General features: G+C 67.1%; 19 protein-coding genes and 1 pseudogene. 11 read left to right on the top strand and 9 right to left on the bottom strand.

From position 1 onward, the window contains the following. Positions 1-51: 51 nt before the first annotated feature. Together F5544_RS25380 and F5544_RS25375 are read right to left on the bottom strand one after the other, a co-directional pair. Positions 52-1350, bottom strand: a complete 1299-nt coding sequence (locus F5544_RS25380) for a 2-hydroxycarboxylate transporter family protein (protein ID WP_167475508.1) — start codon at positions 1348-1350, stop codon at positions 52-54. 6 nt (positions 1351-1356) lie between these two features. After that, complete coding sequence (locus F5544_RS25375) at positions 1357-2436, bottom strand: tartrate dehydrogenase (RefSeq protein ID WP_167475507.1); 1080 nt, start codon at positions 2434-2436, stop codon at positions 1357-1359. Positions 2437-2576: 140 nt separating this feature from the next. Between F5544_RS25375 and F5544_RS25370 the strand changes: the two genes are divergently transcribed. Further along, a complete protein-coding gene (locus F5544_RS25370; protein ID WP_167475506.1) occupies positions 2577-3488 on the top strand; it encodes a LysR family transcriptional regulator in 912 nt (303 codons plus the stop codon). A gap of 21 nt (positions 3489-3509) precedes the next feature. Here F5544_RS25370 and F5544_RS25365 read toward each other — a convergent pair whose 3' ends face one another. Further along, the gene (locus tag F5544_RS25365) at positions 3510-4334 is read right to left on the bottom strand and encodes a SigB/SigF/SigG family RNA polymerase sigma factor (RefSeq protein WP_238846652.1); all 825 of its coding nucleotides are present in this window, start codon (positions 4332-4334) and stop codon (positions 3510-3512) included. A 401-nt stretch (positions 4335-4735) separates the two neighbouring features. On the opposite strand from F5544_RS25365, the gene F5544_RS25360 reads away from it, so the two are divergent. Together F5544_RS25360 and F5544_RS25355 are read left to right on the top strand one after the other, a co-directional pair. After that, positions 4736-5488, top strand: a complete 753-nt coding sequence (locus F5544_RS25360) for a 2-phosphosulfolactate phosphatase (RefSeq protein ID WP_167475504.1) — start codon at positions 4736-4738, stop codon at positions 5486-5488. An 82-nt stretch (positions 5489-5570) separates the two neighbouring features. Further along, on the top strand, positions 5571-6692 hold the full coding sequence (locus F5544_RS25355; protein ID WP_167475503.1) for an AAA family ATPase: 1122 nt from the start codon (positions 5571-5573) through the stop codon (positions 6690-6692). Between the two features lie 40 nt (positions 6693-6732). On the opposite strand, the gene F5544_RS25350 is transcribed toward F5544_RS25355, so the two are convergent. Then, positions 6733-7773, bottom strand: a complete 1041-nt coding sequence (locus F5544_RS25350; protein WP_167475502.1) for a hypothetical protein — start codon at positions 7771-7773, stop codon at positions 6733-6735. Between the two features lie 40 nt (positions 7774-7813). Continuing rightward, on the bottom strand, positions 7814-9064 hold the full coding sequence (locus F5544_RS25345) for a sialidase family protein (RefSeq protein WP_167475501.1): 1251 nt from the start codon (positions 9062-9064) through the stop codon (positions 7814-7816). A gap of 242 nt (positions 9065-9306) precedes the next feature. On the opposite strand from F5544_RS25345, the gene secY reads away from it, so the two are divergent. Both secY and F5544_RS25335 read left to right on the top strand, forming a co-directional pair. Then, on the top strand, positions 9307-10626 hold the full coding sequence (gene secY, locus F5544_RS25340) for a preprotein translocase subunit SecY (RefSeq protein ID WP_167475500.1): 1320 nt from the start codon (positions 9307-9309) through the stop codon (positions 10624-10626). A gap of 77 nt (positions 10627-10703) precedes the next feature. Continuing rightward, entirely contained in the window at positions 10704-11540 is an 837-nt protein-coding gene (locus F5544_RS25335) for a LuxR C-terminal-related transcriptional regulator (RefSeq protein ID WP_167475499.1), read from the top strand. 22 nt (positions 11541-11562) lie between these two features. On the opposite strand, the gene F5544_RS25330 is transcribed toward F5544_RS25335, so the two are convergent. After that, complete coding sequence (locus F5544_RS25330) at positions 11563-12219, bottom strand: maleylpyruvate isomerase N-terminal domain-containing protein (protein ID WP_167475498.1); 657 nt, start codon at positions 12217-12219, stop codon at positions 11563-11565. 9 nt (positions 12220-12228) lie between these two features. Beyond that, the gene (locus tag F5544_RS25325; protein ID WP_167475497.1) at positions 12229-13464 is read right to left on the bottom strand and encodes an MFS transporter; all 1236 of its coding nucleotides are present in this window, start codon (positions 13462-13464) and stop codon (positions 12229-12231) included. Positions 13465-13547: 83 nt separating this feature from the next. Between F5544_RS25325 and F5544_RS25320 the strand changes: the two genes are divergently transcribed. Continuing rightward, positions 13548-13958, top strand: coding sequence for a VOC family protein (locus tag F5544_RS25320; RefSeq protein ID WP_167475496.1), 411 nt, complete (start codon positions 13548-13550; stop codon positions 13956-13958). A 76-nt stretch (positions 13959-14034) separates the two neighbouring features. Further along, positions 14035-16404: an ATP-binding cassette domain-containing protein gene (locus tag F5544_RS25315; protein WP_167475495.1), complete on the top strand. Its 2370-nt coding sequence runs from the start codon at positions 14035-14037 to the stop codon at positions 16402-16404. A gap of 4 nt (positions 16405-16408) precedes the next feature. Here the strand turns inward: F5544_RS25315 and F5544_RS25310 are convergent, their stop codons facing one another. Then, positions 16409-17431, bottom strand: coding sequence for an NADP-dependent oxidoreductase (locus tag F5544_RS25310; protein WP_167475494.1), 1023 nt, complete (start codon positions 17429-17431; stop codon positions 16409-16411). A gap of 36 nt (positions 17432-17467) precedes the next feature. Between F5544_RS25310 and F5544_RS46530 the strand changes: the two are divergent. Then, positions 17468-17653, top strand: a pseudogene (locus tag F5544_RS46530) (DUF664 domain-containing protein); the annotation flags it as partial. A 63-nt stretch (positions 17654-17716) separates the two neighbouring features. On the opposite strand, the gene F5544_RS46525 reads toward F5544_RS46530, so the two are convergent. After that, the gene (locus F5544_RS46525) at positions 17717-18154 is read right to left on the bottom strand and encodes a hypothetical protein (RefSeq protein WP_167475493.1); all 438 of its coding nucleotides are present in this window, start codon (positions 18152-18154) and stop codon (positions 17717-17719) included. Between the two features lie 192 nt (positions 18155-18346). Between F5544_RS46525 and F5544_RS25295 the strand changes: the two genes are divergently transcribed. The 3 genes from F5544_RS25295 to F5544_RS25285 all read left to right on the top strand — a co-directional run bounded on the left by F5544_RS25295 (position 18347) and on the right by F5544_RS25285 (position 19683). Continuing rightward, positions 18347-18799 (top strand): SRPBCC family protein, encoded by a 453-nt coding sequence (locus tag F5544_RS25295; protein ID WP_167475492.1) that lies wholly within the window; start codon positions 18347-18349, stop codon positions 18797-18799. Beyond that, positions 18796-19149: an ArsR/SmtB family transcription factor gene (locus F5544_RS25290; protein ID WP_167475491.1), complete on the top strand. Its 354-nt coding sequence runs from the start codon at positions 18796-18798 to the stop codon at positions 19147-19149. The genes F5544_RS25295 and F5544_RS25290 overlap by 4 nt, the downstream gene beginning before the upstream one ends. 90 nt (positions 19150-19239) lie before the next feature. Continuing rightward, positions 19240-19683 (top strand): SRPBCC family protein, encoded by a 444-nt coding sequence (locus F5544_RS25285; RefSeq protein WP_167475490.1) that lies wholly within the window; start codon positions 19240-19242, stop codon positions 19681-19683. Positions 19684-19705 lie beyond the last annotated feature (22 nt).

Genomic DNA, 19705 nt, shown 5'->3' with positions numbered 1-19705 from the left:
CTTTCCTGCCCACGGCCTGCGGCGAAGCCGCACCGAACAGCACCGCACAGCTCAGTCGAGGACGCGGATCAGCCAGGTGGCGGTGAGCACCGTCGCGACACCGCCGATCCGGGTCGAGATCTGCGCGAACGGCATGAGATTCATCCGGTTCGACGCGGAAAGGATTGCCACGTCGCCGGTTCCGCCCAGACCGCTGTGACATACCGTGACCAGTGCCGCGTCGACCGGGTACATGGCGATGGCGCGGCCGACGAGGAATCCGGTGAGCGCCATGGCGACGACCACCGCGGCGCAGGCGATCACGTAACCGGGCGACAGCACACCGAGCACGTTGTTCAGTGGCAGATAGACCATGCCGAGCCCGATCATCGTCGGAAAGATGAAGTGGCGGGCGATGATCGCGTATACGGCCCGCACGTCGGCCTCGACCGCCGCCGGCACGATGTCGAACAGTTTGCACAGCACCGACAGAATGATCACCAGCACTGGCGCGGGCAGATGTATCAGCTGCTCCAGCAGCGTGGCGCAGACGAAGAGGGCGGTGATGGTGAGCACGCCGAACGCGTAGTTCGGTTCCCGGTCGACGGATGGCGAATGAACCTGTGGCACAAGTGGTTCACGCGCGGGATCGCGCACGAGCCGCCCGCCGCCGTCGAGCCGCGGCCGCCGGTCGCCGAGCCTGCGCAGCACGCCGGCGCTGACGATCGCGACGATATTCCCGATGATCGCGGCCGGAACCAGTTCCGCCACATAGCTTCCCGCTTCTCCACCGAGCGCGGAGGCATACGCCGAGGAGAGCGGTATCACGCCCTCGCCGATGCCGCCGCCGATGATCGGCACCACGATATAGAACAGCGAGCGATGGAATCCGTAGCCGAAGGCCATCGCGACACCGACACCCACCGCGACGGCGACGGCCGTTCCGGTGAGCAGCGGCGGAAAGATCCGGATGAGCCCGCCGACCATCAGCCTGCGATTCATGCCGAGGATGCTGCCGACCACCAGGGTGGCGATCACGAAGTACAGGAAGTTGGCCTGCTTCATCAGCATGGTCACGGCCCGCACCGTACTGGTGTCGAATATCCGCAGGTACACCAGGATCGACGGCACCATGAGGCAGACCAGTGCCCCGCCACCGATTTTGGCGATGCCCGGCAGCCGGTTGCCGAGCGGACCGAGCAGCACGCCGAGCCCGACAATCACCGCGAGCCCGCCGATCATATTCTCCGGCACCGCATGTCGCAGCCCGGCCAACAGCACCAGCGCGGTGAGCAGGACGGGCACGAGCAGCGGAACGCCGTCGAGCATCCAGTGCCGGGCGGTGCGCTCGGTCTCGTCCGTGGAACTCATATCGGCTCACCGGATTTCGAGCGCGGCCCGGATCGCCTTGCCGAGCGATTCGGTGGTGCCGGTGCCGCCCATATCGGGGGTGAGCGCGCTACCGCCCTGGGCGAGCACGGATTCGATCGCGGCGAGGACGGCGGCGGCCGCGGTGTGCTCGCCGAGATGATCGAGCATCATCGACGCGCTCCAAATCTGGCCGATCGGGTTGGCGATGCCGCGGCCCGCGATATCGGGGGCCGAACCGTGCACCGGTTCGAACAGGCTGGGAAAGCGGCGTTCCGGGTTGATATTTCCGCTCGGCGCGATACCGATCGTGCCCGTGCACGCGGGCCCGAGATCGGAGAGGATATCGCCGAAGAGGTTGCTGGCCACCACCACGTCGAACCAGTCCGGGTGCAGGACGAAATTCGCGGTCAGGATATCGATGTGGTATTTGTCCACCGTGATATCCGGATAGGCCGCGGACATTTCGGTCACCCGCTCGTCCCAGTAGGGCATGGAGATGGAAATCCCATTGCTCTTCGTCGCCGAGGTGAGATGTCTGCGCGGGCGGCGGGCCGCCAATTCGAAGGCATACTTCAGGATGCGGTCGACCCCGGTTCTGGTCATCACCGTTTCCTGTAGGACGGTTTCGCGTTCGGTGCCCTCGAAGATGCGCCCGCCGATGCTGGAGTATTCGCCCTCCGTATTCTCCCGCACCACATAGAAATCGATATCGCCGGGCGCGCGCCCGGCCAGCGGGCCTGCGACGCCGGGCAGCAGCCGCACCGGGCGCAGGTTCGCGTACTGGTCGAAATGCCGCCGGAACTGCAGCAGGCTGCCCCACAGCGAGATGTGGTCCGGCACGACCTCGGGCCAGCCGACGGCGCCGAAGAAGATCGCGTCGAACCGCTTCAATTCGTCGAACCAGCCGTCCGGCAGCATTTTTCCGTGCGCGGTGTAGTAGTCGGCGCAGGCATAGTCGAAATATTCGAGATCGACGGTGAAATCGTAGGCCGCCGCGGCGGCCCGCAATATCCGGATTCCCTCCGGGACAACCTCTTTCCCGATACCGTCACCGGGAATGACGGCGATTCGATGCATCGTCCCCATCGTTGCGGACCTCCTTGCTGACGAGCCGCGTGCTTTGTTGTCGGCTGGCCCACAACGGTAGGCTCCGATAGCCGGCGGGCGATAGTACCGAGAGCGCAAGAGACTCTTTCCCGAGCGGAAACAATCGACAGGAGGATCGCGTGCGTGGTGGTTTGAGCGACGACGTACTGTTTTTCGATATCGTCGCCCGCTCGCGCAGCCTGACCGAGGCCGCGCGCGAATTCGGCGTCTCGGTGTCGGCGGTGAGCAAGCGGCTCGCGCAGATCGAATCCCGGCTCGGCGTCCCGCTGATCCAGCGCACCACCCGCAGGCTGTCGCTCACGCCCGAGGGCGAACGTTATGCCGCGGGCGCGGCGCGGATCGCGGCCGAACTGGAACAGCTGGAGGATTCGGTGGCCGAGCAGCACGGCGAACTGCGCGGCCGGTTGCACGTGCGGTCGACCATCGGGCTCGGGCGGGCCCATATCGCCGATCTGGTGGCCGAATTCGTCGGCGCCCACCCGCAGTCGCAGATCGACCTGGAGTTGTCGTCGGCGCCGCTCAATATCGCGGGCACCGGATTCGATATCGATATCCATGTCGGCGCGCTGCCCGATTCCCGGCTCACCGCCACCCGGCTCTGCCGCAACCGCCGGATCGTCTGTGCCGCACCGGAATACCTACGCGAGCACGGCGCCCCCGCGACGACGGCGGAGCTGGACCGGCACAACTGCATCGTGCTGCGCGAGAACGAAAGCGACTATGCCCTTTGGCGTTTCGTCGAACCCGACGGAAAGGAAAGCGCGGTCCGGGTCACCGGCAATCTGGTGAGCAACGACGGGGACGTCATCGTCGGCTGGTGTCTGGAGGGCCGCGGGCTGATCATGCGCTCGCTGTGGCATGTCGGGCCGCTGCTACGGGCGGGCGCACTGGTGCGGGTGCTGCCCGAGATCGATACGCCCAGCGCCGATATCTACGCCACCTACGCCGCCGCACCGGCCGTCCCGCGCCGCACGCGCGCCTTGCTCGACCACCTCGAGCGCGGCCTCGCGGCCCGAATCGACCAGTCCTGAACCGGATTTCGCGGCCGGGGTTCAGGCGGGTTGGCTCTCCAGCGCTCGCTCGCGCAGTTCGCGCAGGGTGCGGTTGAGGATGCGGGAGATATGCATCTGCGAAAGGCCGAGCCGCTCGGCGATCTGCGTCTGCGTCTGCGACTCGCCGAAGCGTAGTTCCAGCACCCTGCGTTCGCGTTCGGGCAGTTCGGCGATGAGCGGGGCGACGGCTATCGCGTTCTCCACCAGCTCGTAGTTGGGGTCGATGGTGGCCAGCGGGTCCTCATGGAACGCGGCCGCCGCGTCCTCGCCGCCGTCGGTTCCGGCGTCGATGGAGTCGCAGGTGTAGCCGTTGGCGGCGATCAGCGCCTGGGCGATCTCCTCGTGATCGGTGCCGAGCTCGGCGGCGAGGTCGGTCGCCGTGGGCTGGCGGCCCAGCCGCTGCGCCAATTCCGGTGTGACGGAAGCGATCCGCTGCTGCAACTCCTTGAGGCGGCGCGGCACCCGCACCGCCCAGCCGCTGTCACGGAAGTATCTGCGCACCTCGCCCATCACGGTCGGTACCGCGAACGAGAGGAAGCTGTTGCCGCGCGTCAGATCGAACCGGTCGACGGCGAGCAGCAATCCGACCCGCGCGACCTGTACGAGGTCCTCATACGCCTCACCCCGGCCGGCGAAGCGGCGGGCGATGTGATCCGCCAGCGGCAGGCACAGCTCGATGATGTGCTCGCGCAACGCATTACGGTGCGGATCGAGCGTGTCGAGCGCCGCGAGCTTGTCGAACCACGGCTCGATATCGTCGTATGAATCCCGGCCCCGCCGCGCTGGCGAAAAGTCAGTGGCATCAGCGACGAATTCGGTGGCCACCGTGACACCTCCTCTGGAATTTTTCCGAAGTATTTTTCGGGTACCCGGCGCACCGGCCCGACAAAGATGAGTGTGATAACGATCACAGTTGAGTTTAATGCCGGTCATCGGGTGGATATGGATTGATATATCTGCTGGTCAACCATGTTTTTCTGATTATGTGAGACCGTAGGGATCATTATCTCGAACCAATCACGGCAGCGGATCTTGATTTTCTCGCGGTCCTGGATTCGCTATCGATGCAGCGAATTGGATCGGCATGCGGCGGTGCCGAAGCCGGGAGCGCCACGGTGGCCGAAGTGCTTACGCGCCTGCGGATCCGGGCTCGCGGGCGGGTATCGTCCCATCGTTCGAACAGTGAACCCGCCGTCCAGGATCGGCGCGGACCATCAGGGGGATGAATGAACTCCGGCGTTTTCGGCCAGGACGGCTATGCGGTCCGATTGGAGTGGGGCGGCGAGGGAGTCGACGCGCTCGCGCCGGAATGCGGTGCGGTGATCATCGTCGACGTGCTCTCGTTCTCCACGTCGGTGGATATCGCGGTCGGGCGCGGCGCCCGGGTGCTGCCGCTACCGCACAGGCACACCGATCCGCGCGCGCAACGCGCGGCACAGGCGGCGGGCGCGGTGCTCGCGGCGGCGAAAGGTGAGCCGGGCTGGTCGCTGAGCCCGGCATCGCTGCTGGACCTGCCCGCGGGCGCGCTGCTGGCGCTGCCGTCGCCGAATGGTGCGACGCTGTCCGCCCGGGCGGCCGGATTCGCCACCGCGGTATTCGCCGGATCGCTGCGCAATGCCGATGCGGTCGCGAAGGCGGCGGCCGATGCGGCGGGCGGGCGGCCGATCGGCGTGATTCCGGCGGGTGAGCGCTGGGGTGTCATCGAGGGTCCGCTGCGCCCCGGCATCGAGGACTACCTCGGCGCCGGAGCCATCGCCGCCGCGCTGCTGGACCGATGCGATCATCCGTCGCCCGAAATATGTTTGGCCGCTTATGCTTTCCGGTCCGCCGCCGCCGAACTCGATACCCTGCTGGCGGATTCGATATCGGGGCGGGAACTGGCCGAGATCGATATGGCCGCCGATGTGCGCCTGGCCGCCGAGCTGAACTCGAGCACCGTGGCGCCGAGGCTCGTCGATGGGATCTACTCCGGGTGGTGAATCCGGCCGAGGGGACAGAGTGTCCGGTGCGGCCGGAAATTCGGTTGAGTTGATCGGGAGTCGGCCCGAGGATGGGGTCTCGATGAGCGATGCGAAGGGGTATGGGGTGCTGCCGGTTTCTGTGCTGTGGGTGACGGGTGCACCGGGTGTCGGCAAGTCGACGGTCGCGTGGGGGCTGTACGAGCGGGCGGCGGGGCGGCCGGTCGCCTATGTCGACATCGACCAGTTGGGTCTGCTGCTGCCCGCGCCGCCCGGCGATCCCCGGTACCACCGGTTGGCGAGCGGTAATCTCGTTCCGGTGCTCGAGACCTTCCGGCGGTACGGCGCGCGACAGGTCATCGTGTCCGGTGTGGTCGACCCGGAGCGGGGAATCGACGAATACCTGCCCAGCACAACTGATTTCGACCTTCAACTGATTCGGCTCCGCTGTGATCGCGCGGAATTGCGTCGCCGGTTCCTCGGGCGTGGTTCGCCCGAGGAGCAGATCGATGAACTGATGGGTATCGCGGATACGTTGGACCGCAATGCGATCGGCTCGGTCTTCGATACGACCGGGTTGTCGCCGGAGGCGGTGATCGATGCGCTTGCCGATCGGATAAGCCCTGCCGCGCAGGTGGATACCGTTCCGTCGCCCATGCCGCCCGTGCCCGGCGCGGGGATGCCGGTGCTGCTGCTCGCCGGTCCGACGGCGGTGGGGAAATCGACCGTCGGCTGGGAAGTGCTGCGGGCACTGTCGGCGCGCGGCATCCGCACCGGGTACGTCGACGCCGATCAGTTCGGCTTCCATCCGTCGGAATATCTTCCGGATATCAAGGCCGAGAACATGATTCATGCCTGGAACGGCTATCGCGGCGCGGACGCGCAGGCGCTGATAGTCGTCGCGAGGGGCGCGCCGGAAACGTACCTCCGTGCGCTGGCAGGCGAACTCGTCACCACCGTGTACCTGGAGGCGTCACCGGGCGAACTCGCGCGCCGCATCGCCCGCCGCGGCAACGGTGAGGGCCCTCGGCTCGCGGGCGATTCGCTGGTCGGGGTCGCTGCGCCACAACAGGATCGGCTGCTTGCCCGGGCGACGGCCGAGTCGGCCGCGCTGCGCGGCGACCGCGATGGGGCGCTGGTCATCGACACCGACCGGGAGACGCCCGCCGCGGTCGCCGCCAAGCTGGTTGATCTGATGCTGCCCGAGATGCGCCTGCCGCGATAGTCGCCGAACGCATCGAGTATGCCGACACCCTCGGAGTGGGTCAGTCCGCCCCGGCGAGGATGTCGGCACGGGCCACCATTGCGTCGGCAATGTCGCGCGGACGACGGCCGAGGCCGCAGGGGCTCGCGACACCGTCCACCGGGCGGCCGAGGCGCTCCTCGATCATGTGCAGGGTATGGCGTTGCTCTGCCTCGGTGGGGACATCGTGTACGAACCCCGCGTAGAAGGCGGTGCCCCGCGGCAGTGCGAGACGCGAAAGTGGTTCATAGAATTCGGGTTTGGTGGAGGGCGGGATGGCACCCGCGGCGAACGGGCCGTGTACGTACTCCAGCGTTCGCCCTGACGGCCATTGTCGCGCAATGGAATTGGCAAGGTCGACGAGCGGTGCCGCGGAGCGCAACCCGGTGGCGGCCTTGTTGTTCAAGCTGCCGAGGCACATGTGCACGCCGAACCGGGTGCCCGCGGGCGCGGCGGCGGCCATCGCGGCGATCCCGGCGGCCAGGCCGAACCGGGCGTCGACCTGTCGGTGCAGGGGCTGGGCGAGCGCCATCAACACCAGTTCGGCGGTGGCCTCCAGCTGGAAAACGACGTTGTCGCCGGTCGATTCGCGGATCGTCGGGATATCGCGGAGGCTGGCGTCGGCGAAGGCTTTGCGATGCGACCGCACCCCGGCGGCGCCGACCGCGACGAAGGTCAGGCTGAGGTCGGTCGGCATGCCGACCTGCATTGTGAGCCCGGGCAATTCGTACTCCCGCCGCAACGCGGTGAATGCGGGCAGCGCCTGCTCGGCCTCGCGCAGGTAGCCGAGATCCATCATGTCGCCGGTGAGCGTCTTGCCCGGCGGAACCCGGTGAATGGTCCTGCGCCAGCCCGGACTCCAGCGACCCACCTGTTTCACCTCGAGTGCCCCCTGCCGGACCAGATCGTCGATGATCGGCAGCACATACAGTTCGTACCTGTCGGTTTCGCCATTGGGTAGGGTGCGCATCCGCGCGCCCGCGCCGTCGAGCATCGCCCGCATCGCCTCGTCAGGGCTGCCTGCCGGATAGCTGCCGACGAAGTGCACAGCTCGCGTGCTCATGATGGGCATTGTAGGGCGGGGATCAATCGCGGCGGTCCGTTCAGCTCTGCCGAGTGAATCGCACCTCGACATTGGCTCCGTTATCGATCGACCGGTTGTAGGCGAGGTTGGCCCGGCCCGCGTTATCGAGGGCGACCGATTGGAAATCGCCGAGCTCCCGGTTGGCCTGGCAGCTCGTACCGCCCGTACAGATCGGACCGAACTTCACCGGCGTCGGGTCGGCCGTCTGCAGCGGGCCGAAGCTCGCCGCGAAATCGTCGCTCTCCAGGTAGGACTCGTACCAGGGCACGCCGGGAGCGGTGCCGTCGGCGGTGCCGTCGGTGTTGTTCCAGTACAGCGAGATCGCGACCTTGTCACCCTTCGCGGCAACCCACGGATAGACCGAAGTGCCGTTTCCGACAACGGTTTTCGGCTCGGACCAGGTCTGACCCCAGTCGGCGGATACGGCCGTCTGCACCGCGCTGCGCCCGCCCGCCACCCGCAGCCACACGGCGACGAGGCGGCCGTCGCCGGAGTCGGCGACCGTCGGGAAGACCAGGGTGTTATCCGAATTGCCGGACGCTGCTACGGTTTTCACCGACCACGTGATGCCGCCGTCGGTCGAGCGGCTGAATCCGACTCCGCCGTTCGCCGCGTTGAAGATGACGCCGACCTTATCGGTGAGCGGGCCGCCGCCATCGCTCGCGATAACGCTGCCCGCCGAACAGGTAACGCATCCGCCCTGATCGATAGCGGTGGCGGCGACGGTGGTCAGCGGGTAGGTGAGGCCGCCGTCGATCGACTTCGACACCGCGATACCGCTCGGGATCTGGTGGTAGGCAAGGTAAGTCGACGATCCGGTGCTCGCCAGCCACGGCCGGTCCTGGATCGGCAGGCCGGCGATCGGCAGCGCGATCCAGCTGTCGGACCGGTCGCCCGACCGGCCCGCCGTCGAGCTGCCCGCCCACAGATCGGCCACGGCCAGGCTGCCGTTGGGGGCGATCGCCAGCGCCGCGTCGCCGCCACCGGGCCAGAACCCGCGCATGGTCGGCGGGGTGGCGACCCAGCTCGCGCCCGCATCCGTCGACCGAAAGATGGTGCTGGGGCTGGAAATACCATTCGAAAGCACACCTTCCGGTCCGGCTATGTACACCGTCCCGTCGGGCGCTATCTCGATCGACGGCTCGAAAGCCCTGTACCCCACCACAACCGGGTCTTGGAATGGGCCCGCCGCCACGGCCTCCACCGAACTGCCCGTAGCGAACAATACCGACGCCAGGAACACCAGCATCCCGTTCCGGACCAGACCCATAGTCAGCTCACTCCATTCGTCGCCGAGTTCGTATGTGGCACAGGGCTGGTGGTTATTCGTATCCGCGCGGTCGCCGGACGGGTCCCGTTTCCACGTGCCATCGCCCGAGCCCGCCCGACAGGACTTTCCCGCGATCGGGGGAGTCCGAAGTCCGACTCGTGGGCGACGTCGGCGGGGGCGGATCTCCGTAGCGTGGGAGGTCCGCACTGCGGTCCCAGAATCGTTGGCTATCAGGAGGTTTCGTGCTATCCGCCCTTGTTCCGGCCTTCCGTACCCCGGATCTGCGGCGGCGGATACTGTGGACGCTCGGACTGCTCGCGCTGTTCCGGCTCGGGGCGACGCTGCCGTCGCCGGGGGTGGACTATCGGTCGGTTCGCGACTGTATCGACGTCGTATCCGGCGGCGAGTCGGCGGGTATTTATCAGCTCATCGATGTGTTCTCCGGTGGCGCGATGCTGCAACTCACGGTGTTCGCGGTGGGCATCGTGCCGTATATCACCGCGAGTATCGTCACCCAGCTGCTGACGGTGGTGATCCCGCGGTTCGCGGATCTGCGCGCGGAAGGTCAAGCGGGACAGGCGAAGATCACCCAGTACACCCGCTATCTGGCGGTGGCGCTCGGGGCATTGCAGGCCTCGACGCTGGTGGCGTTGGCCGCGCGCAAACAGCTGCTGCGCGGCTGTCCGAAGGAAGTGCTCGCCGACAACGGCATTTTCGCGATGCTCGTGATCGTGCTGGTGATGACCGCGGGTGCGGCCCTTGCCATGTGGTTCGGCGAGCAGATCACCGAACGCGGTATCGGCAACGGTATGTCGCTGCTGATCTTCGCCGGGATCGCCGCGCGAATCCCCAGCCAGGGCAGATCGATTCTGAACAGCAGCGGCGTGTTGATCTTCATCGGCGTCTGTGCCGCGGTTTTGCTGATGATCGTCGGCGTGATCTTCGTCGAGCAGGGTCAGCGCCGGATTCCGGTGCAGTACGCCAAGCGCGTGGTTGGCCGGAAAATGTACGGCGGATCCTCGACCTATCTGCCGCTGAAGGTCAACCAGGCCGGTGTCGTTCCGGTCATCTTCGGCTCGTCACTGCTGTATCTGCCGAATCTGCTGACGCAGCTGACCCAGCGGGGCCCGGGCGAGCAGACCGGATGGCAGCGGGTGGTTCAGCGGTATCTGGTCGATCCCGGAAATCCGGTCCATGTCGCGGTCTATATCGCGCTGATCGTGTTCTTCACCTACTTCTACGTCTCGGTGACGGTCGATCCGGCCGAGCGGGCGGATGAGATGCGGAAGTTCGGCGGCTTCGTACCCGGCTACCGTCCCGGTAAGGCGACCGCCGACTATCTGAGTCATGTGCTCACGCGGATCACGCTGCCGGGGTCGGTCTACCTCGGCGTCGTCGCCGTGCTGCCGAATCTGCTGGCGCACTTCGGCGCGGCCGGTCCGGCGCAGAATCTCGCATTCGGCGGCACCTCGGTGCTGATCGTGGTGAGCGTCGGCCTCGACACGATCAAACAGCTGGAAAGCCAGCTGATGACGAAGAACTACACCGGATTCCTGCGCTGACTCCCTCCATCGGGGGAGTCCGGATGCTGCCGCGGGCCGATGGACCCGCGGGCACGCGTGATCTACGGTCGGTAGACATGGCCACGACTACCTCGAAACGCCGCCTGCTCCGGGTGGTTTCGTCGCTCGTGCTCGGGATCACCGCGGCGACGCTGTCGGTCGGTTCGGCGCTCGCCGAGAGCCAACTGCCCGCCGACGTGCTGCCGCACGGTGCCGAACCGGTGCGGCCCCAGCCGGAACCCGTGGCCGTACCGCGGAATTCGACGATCTCGGTGCTGCTCGCCAATGAGCACACCGTCTTTCGGTCCGGTTTGCGCGCGGTGCTCGGTGCCCAGCCGGATCTGCGATGCGTCGCGGAGGTCGGCGACGGTGCGGCCGCCATCGCCGAGATGCGGCGGCTCGATCCGGATGTCGCGATCCTCGACCTCGATATGCCCGGACTCGCCGACCCCGCCGCCATCGACTCCGTCGCCGCGCTCGGCTCCGGCACCCGCATCCTCACCATCGCGGATCGCGATACCGACGAAAACCTATATCGCGCACTACGTCTCGGTGCGAGCGGATTCCTCACCAAGGCGCTGCCGTCGCGGGATCTGGTCGCCGCCGTCCGCACCGCGGCCCGCGGTGACGCGCTGATCGATCCGCGCCTGACCCGTCGCCTGATCACCCGGCTCACCGACGGCATCGAACCGTTCCCGGCCGCACCGGAACTCGAAACCCTCACCGCCCGTGAACATCAGGTGTTGCTGCTGATCGCGAAGGCATACACCAATCCCGAGATCGCCCGCGCGCTCGGCGTCGGCGAACAGACGGTGAAGACGCACGTCTCCAATGTGCTGGCCAAACTGGGCGTCCGCGACCGCGTGCACGCCGCCGTCTACGCGCACACCCACCGGGTTGTGCTGCGGCTGTAGCCGTGTTCACGCACGCACACGCTCACGCGAGGATGATCGGGAGTTTCATAGTGAGCGAACCGAGTCGGGCACGCTCCGCCTCCGTCGGCGCTCGTCGCCCGGTGCCGATCAGCAGCGCGTCCTTATCCGGGAACGTAGCCGGAAACCGTGCTCCCGCAATCTGTTCCAGCATCTCGCGGGACCGGGCGAGTCCGGCCGCGGGCGGTTCGGTCGCGCCGGGGAGGTGGGCGATCAGGTCGAGGTGGTGCAGGGTCCACTCCATGACGTACGCGGACAGATAGTCGCCGACGGTGAGCACCTCGCCGCGGGTGCCGACCCGCAGGTCCGGGTCGGCGAGTTCGGCGGCGCGCCCCGCGGCCGAGCCGACATCGTCGAGGTGGAATTTCAGCAGGCCCGGTTCCTGGTACGCGGCGGCCAGCCGGACGGTGAGCGCGTCGAGCGGATCGGCGCCGTCGGGCGGGGTGGCGCCGACCTCCCAGTAGGTCACGGCATCGCGGGTGGGTTCCCCGGTCGCGGGCGTGACGAGGGTGATCAGCACGTCCTGAGCGTCGATAACCAAGTGGCACACCAGATCTCGCACGAGCCAACCGGTGCAGCCGGACGGCTGTGCGAACGCGTCGTCCGGTAGTTCGGCGACCGTCGCGCGTAACGCGCTCCAACAGAGTGAGAAGACAGGCACGGCGGAAAACTACGCTCGATCCGGCCGCGGGGCCACGGATATTGTCCGCCGCAGACCGGGCGTCGTCGTGCCGATGGCGGCGACGGCGGCCAGGCACAGCAGCCCGCCGCTGACCAATGCCGTTGTCCCCGAAGTGAATCCGGCGACGAGTCCGGCCCGCACATTTCCGACGTCCGGCCCGGCCTGACCGACGATCTGCTCGGCGGCGGCCACCCGCCCGAGCAGCGCGTCCGGGGTGTGCAACTGCACGATCGTGCCGCGCGACACCACCGCGACGGTATCGGCGGCGCCCGCGAGCACCAGGAAGCCGAGCCCGAGCCAGGCGTTCGGCGAGATGCCGAACAGTGCCAGCGCCGCACCCCAAACCGCTGAGCCGCAAAGCATTACGAGTCCGGGCCGGGGCAGCCGGGTGAAGGCGCCGGACAGGATCGAGGCAATGGTCCCGCCGACCGCTATGGCGGAAAGGAACAGTCCGAGGGTGCGCGGGTTGTTCCCGAATCGCTCGGCATTGATCAGCGGGAACAGGCTGATCGGCATGGAGAGCACGGTGGTCGCGAGGTCGGTGAGCAGCGCGCCGCGCACGATCGGACTTCCGACCAGGAAGGTGAGGCCGTCCAGCACCCCGCCCAGACCCGGCCGCGACGGCTCGCCCTCCGGTGGCATCGGCGGTAATCCGAACGCGCCGTAGAACGCCAGTCCGAAGGTGAGCGCATCGATGAGGTAGCACCCGCCGAGGCCGATCCAGCCGAGCAGTACGCCGCCCAGCGCCGGTCCCGCGAGCATCGCGCCCTGCATGGAGATCCGGTTCAACGCCAAACCGGCGGCCACCTCCGATCTGGGCAGCAGCCGCGCGACGAAGGTGTGCGCCGCCGGGCCGCTGCCCGCGACGAAGGTGGACTGCGCCGCGACCAACAGCAGCACCCCGAGCACCGGGAGCTGCCCGAAGACGCCCTGCGCGGCCAGCGCCAGCGAACACACCGCCTGACCCGTGACGGTGACCAGATAGAAGGCCCTGCGGTCGGTTCGATCCACGATCGATCCGGCGAACAGCCCGAATACGATGATCGGCGCCGCGAGCGCGATGCCGAGCGCACCGGTCCACACGGTGCTGTGCGTGCTCTGCCAGATCTGGTACAGCACCGCGACGAAGGTCATCTGACTGCCGAATCCGGACAGGGTCCGCCCCACCCACAGCCGCCGGAACGGCGGCGACCGCAGCGGGGCCGGATCGACGAGCGCACTCACCGCTGTGTGATGCCCGCAGCAGGTTCCACACCGATCAGGAATCGAGAAGCGCGCGGCCACGCGCCGCACATAGCGTGATCGCCATGGACATCACCATTCACAACACTTTCCTTCCGCACAACGATCCGGACGCCACGCTGGCGTTCTACCGCGACATCCTCGGCTTCGAGGTGCGTAACGACGTCGGCTACAACGGTATGCGCTGGATCACCGTCGGGCCGGTCGGTCAGCCCGGCACCTCGATCGTGCTGTATCCACCGGAGGCGAATCCAGGTATCACCGAGGAGGAGCGCCGGGTGATCGCGGAGATGATGGCGAAGGGCACCTTCGGGCACATCATCCTGTCCACCAAGGATTTGGACGATGTGTTCGAGCAGGTGCAGGCCCGCGGCGCCGAGGTGGTGCAGGAGCCGACCGAGCAGCCGTACGGGGTCCGCGACTGCGCGTTCCGCGACCCGTCGGGGAACCTGGTCCGCATCAATCACCAGCGCTGAGCCGCACCTACCCGGCCGCGCCGCCCGAGGCTGGTTAGATCTCGGTGAACGCGGTCGAGCAACGGATGGAGACATCATGAGCACTGCCAAGTCCGGTAAGCGAGCCGCCGACAGCCACGAGCTGATCCGCGTGCACGGCGCGCGCGTGAACAATCTGAAGGATGTCAGCATCGAGATCCCGAAGCGGCGGCTGACGGTATTCACCGGTGTCTCCGGCTCGGGCAAGAGTTCGCTGGTATTCGGCACCATCGCCGCGGAATCGCAGCGGCTGATCAACGAGACGTACAGCGCTTTCATACAGGGGTTCATGCAGACGCTGGCCCGGCCCGACGTGGACGTGTTGGAGGGGCTCACCACCGCGATCATCGTCGACCAGGAGCGGATGGGCGCCGACCCGCGCTCCACCGTCGGCACCGCGACCGATGCCAATGCCATGCTGCGAATCCTGTTCAGCCGCTTGGGAAAACCGCATATCGGCTCGCCGCAAGCATACTCTTTCAACGTCGCATCGATCAGCGGCGCGGGCGCGGTCACGGTCGAACGCGGCGGGCAGACCATCAAGGAGCGCCGCAGCTTCAGCATCACCGGCGGCATGTGCCCGCGCTGCGAGGGCCGGGGCTCGGTCACCGATATCGATCTGGCCCAGCTCTTCGACGACGCCAAATCGCTCGACGACGGCGCGGTCACCATCCCCGGCTACGGCGCGGACAGCTGGAATATGCGGCTGTACAAGGAATCCGGCTTCGTGGACCCGGACAAGCCGATCCGCAGGTACACCAAGCAGCAGCGCAATGATTTCCTGTACAAAGAGCCGGTCCGGATGAAGATCGCCGGGATCAACATGACCTACGAGGGTCTGATCCCGCGAATCCAGAAGTCGATGCTGTCCAAGGATCCGGAGGGTATGCAGCCGCATATCCGGGCGTTCGTCGACCGGGCCGTCACCTTCATGACCTGTCCGGAATGCGATGGCACCCGGCTGAGCGCGGCGGCCAGATCCTCGAAGATCAAGGGCGTCAGCATCGCCGACGCGTGCGCGATGCAGATCAGCGATCTGGCCGAGTGGGTGGGCGGACTCGACGAGCCTTCGGTGAAGCCGCTGCTCGACGCGTTGCGGCACACCATGGATTCGTTCGTCGAGATCGGGTTGGGCTACCTCTCGCTGGACCGGCCGGCGGGCACGCTGTCGGGCGGTGAGGCGCAGCGGGTCAAGATGATTCGGCATCTCGGCTCCGCGCTCACCGACGTCACCTATGTCTTCGACGAACCGACCATCGGCCTGCACCCGCACGATATCCAGCGGATGAACGAGCTGCTGCTGCGGTTGCGGGACAAGGGGAATACGGTGCTCGTCGTCGAGCACAAACCGGAGATGATCGAAATCGCCGACCATGTGGTCGATCTCGGGCCGGGCGCGGGCGCGGCGGGCGGCACGGTCTGCTTCGAGGGCACGGTGGCCAAGCTGCGGGCCAGCGGCACCATTACCGGCCGCCACTTCGACGATCGGGCGGCGCTCAAGGCGAAGGTGCGAAAGGCCAAGGGCAAGTTGGCGATTCGCGGTGCGAAAACCAACAACCTGCGGAATGTGAACGTCGATATCCCGCTCGGGATGCTGGTGGTCGTCACCGGTGTCGCGGGCTCGGGTAAGAGTTCGCTGGTGCACGGGTCGATTCCGGCGGGCGAAGGCGTGGTTTCGGTGGATCAGGGCGCGATCCGCGGCTCGCGGCGCAGCAATCCGGCGACCTACACCGGACTGCTCGAACCGATCCGCAAGGCCTTCGCGAAGGCCAACGACGTGAAACCCGCACTGTTCAGCGCCAATTCGGAGGGCGCGTGCCCGAACTGTAACGGCGCGGGCGTCGTATACACCGACCTGGCGATGATGGCGGGTGTCGCGGTCACCTGTGAGGTGTGCGAGGGCAAGCGTTTTCAGCAGGCGGTACTCGAATACCACTTGGGCGGGCGCGATATCAGCGAGGTGCTCGCGATGCCGGTGGACGAGGCGAAGGAATTCTTCGCCACCGGCGAGGCGCGAATACCGGCCGCCCAAGCCATTCTGGACCGGCTCGCCGATGTCGGGCTCGGCTATCTCACCCTCGGTCAACCGCTCACAACGCTGTCCGGCGGTGAGCGGCAGCGGCTGAAACTGGCCACCCACATGGGCGACAAGGGCGGCGTCTACGTGCTCGACGAGCCGACCACCGGACTGCACCTCGCCGATGTCGAACAGCTGCTCGGCCTGCTGGACCGGCTCGTCGACGCGGGCAAATCGGTGATCGTCATCGAGCATCATCAGGCGGTGATGGCCCATGCCGACTGGATCATCGATCTCGGTCCCGGCGCCGGCCACGACGGCGGCCGGATCGTCTTCGAGGGCACCCCAGCCGAACTCGTCGCCACCCGCTCCACCGTCACCGGTGAACACCTGGCGGCCTACGTCGGCTGAGCCGTCAGCAGGCGGCGACCTCGACGAGCTGCTTGCCGAGGTTGCCGCCCTCGAAGACCGCGCGCAGCGCGCTCGGCGCGGATTCCAGTCCGCCGCTTATGGTTTCGGCGATGGTCAGCTTGTCCTGCCGGTACCAGTCGAGCAGCGCCGCGAACGCCTCCGGGAAGCGATCGACGTAGTCGAGGAAGATGAAACCCTCCATGCGGGCCCGATCGATGGCGAGCCGCATGTAGTTGCGCGGGCCCTGATCGGGGTCGGTGCCCTGATAGCCGGTCGCGATGGCGCCGCACAGGACGACGCGGGCGTGGCGCGCCAGATGCGCCAGGCCGTATTCGAGGATTCGGCCGCCGACGCCGTCCCAGAAGACGTCTACGCCGTCGGGGGCCAGCTCGCGCAGGCGGGCGTCGATATCGTCGGCACGGTGGTCGATGGCGGCGTCGAATCCGGCCCGCTCGGTGAGCCAGGCGCATTTCACCGGGCCGCCCGCGATCCCGATCACCTTGCAGCCCAAGGTTTTCGCGATCTGACCCGCCAGCGAGCCGGTGGCGCCCGCCGCGGCCGACACCAGCACGGTCTGTCCCGGTTCCGGCCTGCCGACATCGAGCATGCCGAAGTACGCGGTGAGTCCCGGCGGCCCGAACAGGCTCAGCATCAGCTTCGGCGGCACACCGTCGGGGACGACGTTCAGGCCGAAGAGCCCACCCTCGGAGGCGACGAGATAGTCCTGCCAGCCGACCATCCCGGCGACCCAGCTGCCCTCCGGATACGCGGGGTTGTCCGAGCGCACGACCTGTCCGACGCCGCTGCCGCGCATCACCGCGTCGAGCGGCATCGCCTCGATGTAGTTGTCGGCGTCGTTGAGCCAGCCGCGCTGTGTCGGATCGATGCCGAGCCAGTGCACCCGGATCAGCGCCTCGCCGGGACCCGGATCGGGTACGGGGGAGTGGCGCAGTTCGAAATCCTCATCCCGCAATGCGCCTTCGGGCCTGCGTCGCAGAATCCATTGCCGATTGACCTTTTCCGTCACCGAGCGATATTAGGCGGGCGTCGTGGATCGGCTCGAATGGTTTTCGCGGCTCGCGTATGGTGGCACCGTGATCGATTGCCCGTGGGAGCCGCCGCTGGCGGGCTGGATCAGCTGGTCCATCTCGCCTGGCCCGATGGCAGACATATCAGCCTGCGCAGGCTGGTCTGCGATCTGATCGAGGAGTACGGGCGGCACACCGGGCACGCCGATCTGCTGCGTGAGGCGGTGGACGGTCGCGTCGGCGAGGATCCACCCGCCGGGTGCCGACGGCCTCGGGCCGGTAGCTCAGCGAGCTCCGGGATTCGTACTTCCGGAGTTGCCCGCGAGGCAGGCTGGGGATGTCGCATCGGAGACGTCGACGGCCTGCGGACCGATGACGAACGCCGAACCGCTCGCGCTGCCGCGGAAGTAGAGGTTGTGTGACCCGGGCGTGGCCGGGGTCCATGCGGCGGTGGCGTCCTTGCCGGGTTCGAGCGGTTGCTCGGAGCCGACCGTGGTGGCGTTGGTCAGGTTGGGGCCGTCCAGGAAGTAATAGGACGTGGTGCCCGACTGGATTTTGATGCGCGGCACGGTGAGCGTGTACGTCTGGTTGACGCAGTGGGCGGTGCCGGACACCGTCAGGAACGGCTCGTCGGCGGCGGCGATCGCGGCCGCCGCGACGGCCGGTGCGGCGACCAGCGCCAGCACTGCGGCGCGGAATGCGGGGCGGGCCAGCTGTTTCAAGTCGCACTCCTCGGCTCTGCGGTGGACCCGAACGGGTTGTCGCTCTGCGATATCGGGGCTGCCGGGGCGAACGTTACCCAATGCGGTCGCCCCGCGTCGGCCGGATCGGCTTATGAGCAACTAATGGTTGCGCGATTGCCGACGATCACCTAATCTCATAAGCAACCAAACGTTGCATATGGAGGAAAGCAGATGGAGTTCGGCAGCATCGAGCGAGAAATTCACGTCGACGCCACGCCCGAGGTGGTCTACCAGGTCGTCAGCAGTCCGGAACACATCAGCGAATGGTGGAGCGACGACGCGGATTTCGTGGCAGCACCTGGCGCCGTCGGCGAACTCGTCTGGGGCGACAGGGCGCAGGTGGCGCCGATTATGGTGGTTCGCGCCGAACCGCACCGGCTGTTCGCGTTCCGCTGGTGCTATCCCGGCGACAAGGTCGACGACACCGCGGATTCCCTGCTGGTCACCTTCGAACTCACCCCGGCGGGCGGCGGGACCCGAATCCGGCTCACCGAGACCGGATTTCGCGAAATGGGCTGGGAAGCAGCGAAATTGGAAGAGGTGTACCGCGATCACAGCAACGGCTGGGACACCTTCGTGCCCCGATTGGGCGAATACACCGGGCGGCTGGTGTCGAAGCGATGAGCACCGCGGTCGACGACGATCTGTGGTCCGCCATCGGCGATCCGACCCGGCGGCGAATGCTCGATCTGCTGCTGACCGACGGCGACGGCACCGCCACCGGCCTCAGCGAGCGGCTGCCCGTGACCAGGCAGGCCGTCGCGAAACACCTCGCCGTGCTGGATCGTGTCGGCCTGGTGCACGCCACCCCCGCCGGCCGCGAGAAACGCTATCGGGTCGACGAGGCGCAACTCGCCCGCGCGATCGCGCAACTGTCCGCGGTCGGGGCCGCATGGGATGCCAGGCTCCGGCGCATCAAGCGGATCGCCGAGGCCATCCAGCGCGCCGGCGATCATCGCGGCCAACAGTCCTGAAACGCACCGCATGGTCACGGCCGGTACCGCTCGGCGTCGGCGCGGTGCGGATCTCGCTTCGATTCATTACCAGGAAGAAGGAAGAAAAGAATGGTAGACATCCTGCACAAGGTCGGCATCAAATCGCCGGTGGCCGCGGTCTATTCGGCCCTGACCACCACCGAGGGATTGGCCGGTTGGTGGACGACCGGCACCAGTGGCAAGGGTGACGATATCGGTGGCGTGCTCGAATTCCGTTTCGGGCCGGGCGGATTCGATATGAAGGTGCTGGAGCTCGAGCCGGGCGAGCATGTGCGGTGGGAGGTGGTCGGCGGGCCGGACGAATGGATCGGCACCCACGTGAACTGGCGGCTCGGCCAGGACGGCGACTACACCAGCGTGCTGTTCAAACACGAAGGTTGGCGGGAGCCGGTGGAATTCATGCACCACTGCAGCACCAAGTGGGCGGTCTACCTGGTCAGCCTGAAGCAGTTGATCGAAACCGGAACCGGCGCACCGGATCCGCGCGACGTCAAGATCGACAGCTGGAACTGACGCGGGGCCCTGCCCGCGGACA

This window comes from Nocardia arthritidis, from assembly GCF_011801145.1.
In the GTDB taxonomy this organism is placed as follows: Bacteria; Actinomycetota; Actinomycetes; order Mycobacteriales; family Mycobacteriaceae; genus Nocardia; species Nocardia arthritidis_A.
This window is presented reverse-complemented; position numbering and strand designations above follow the sequence as displayed.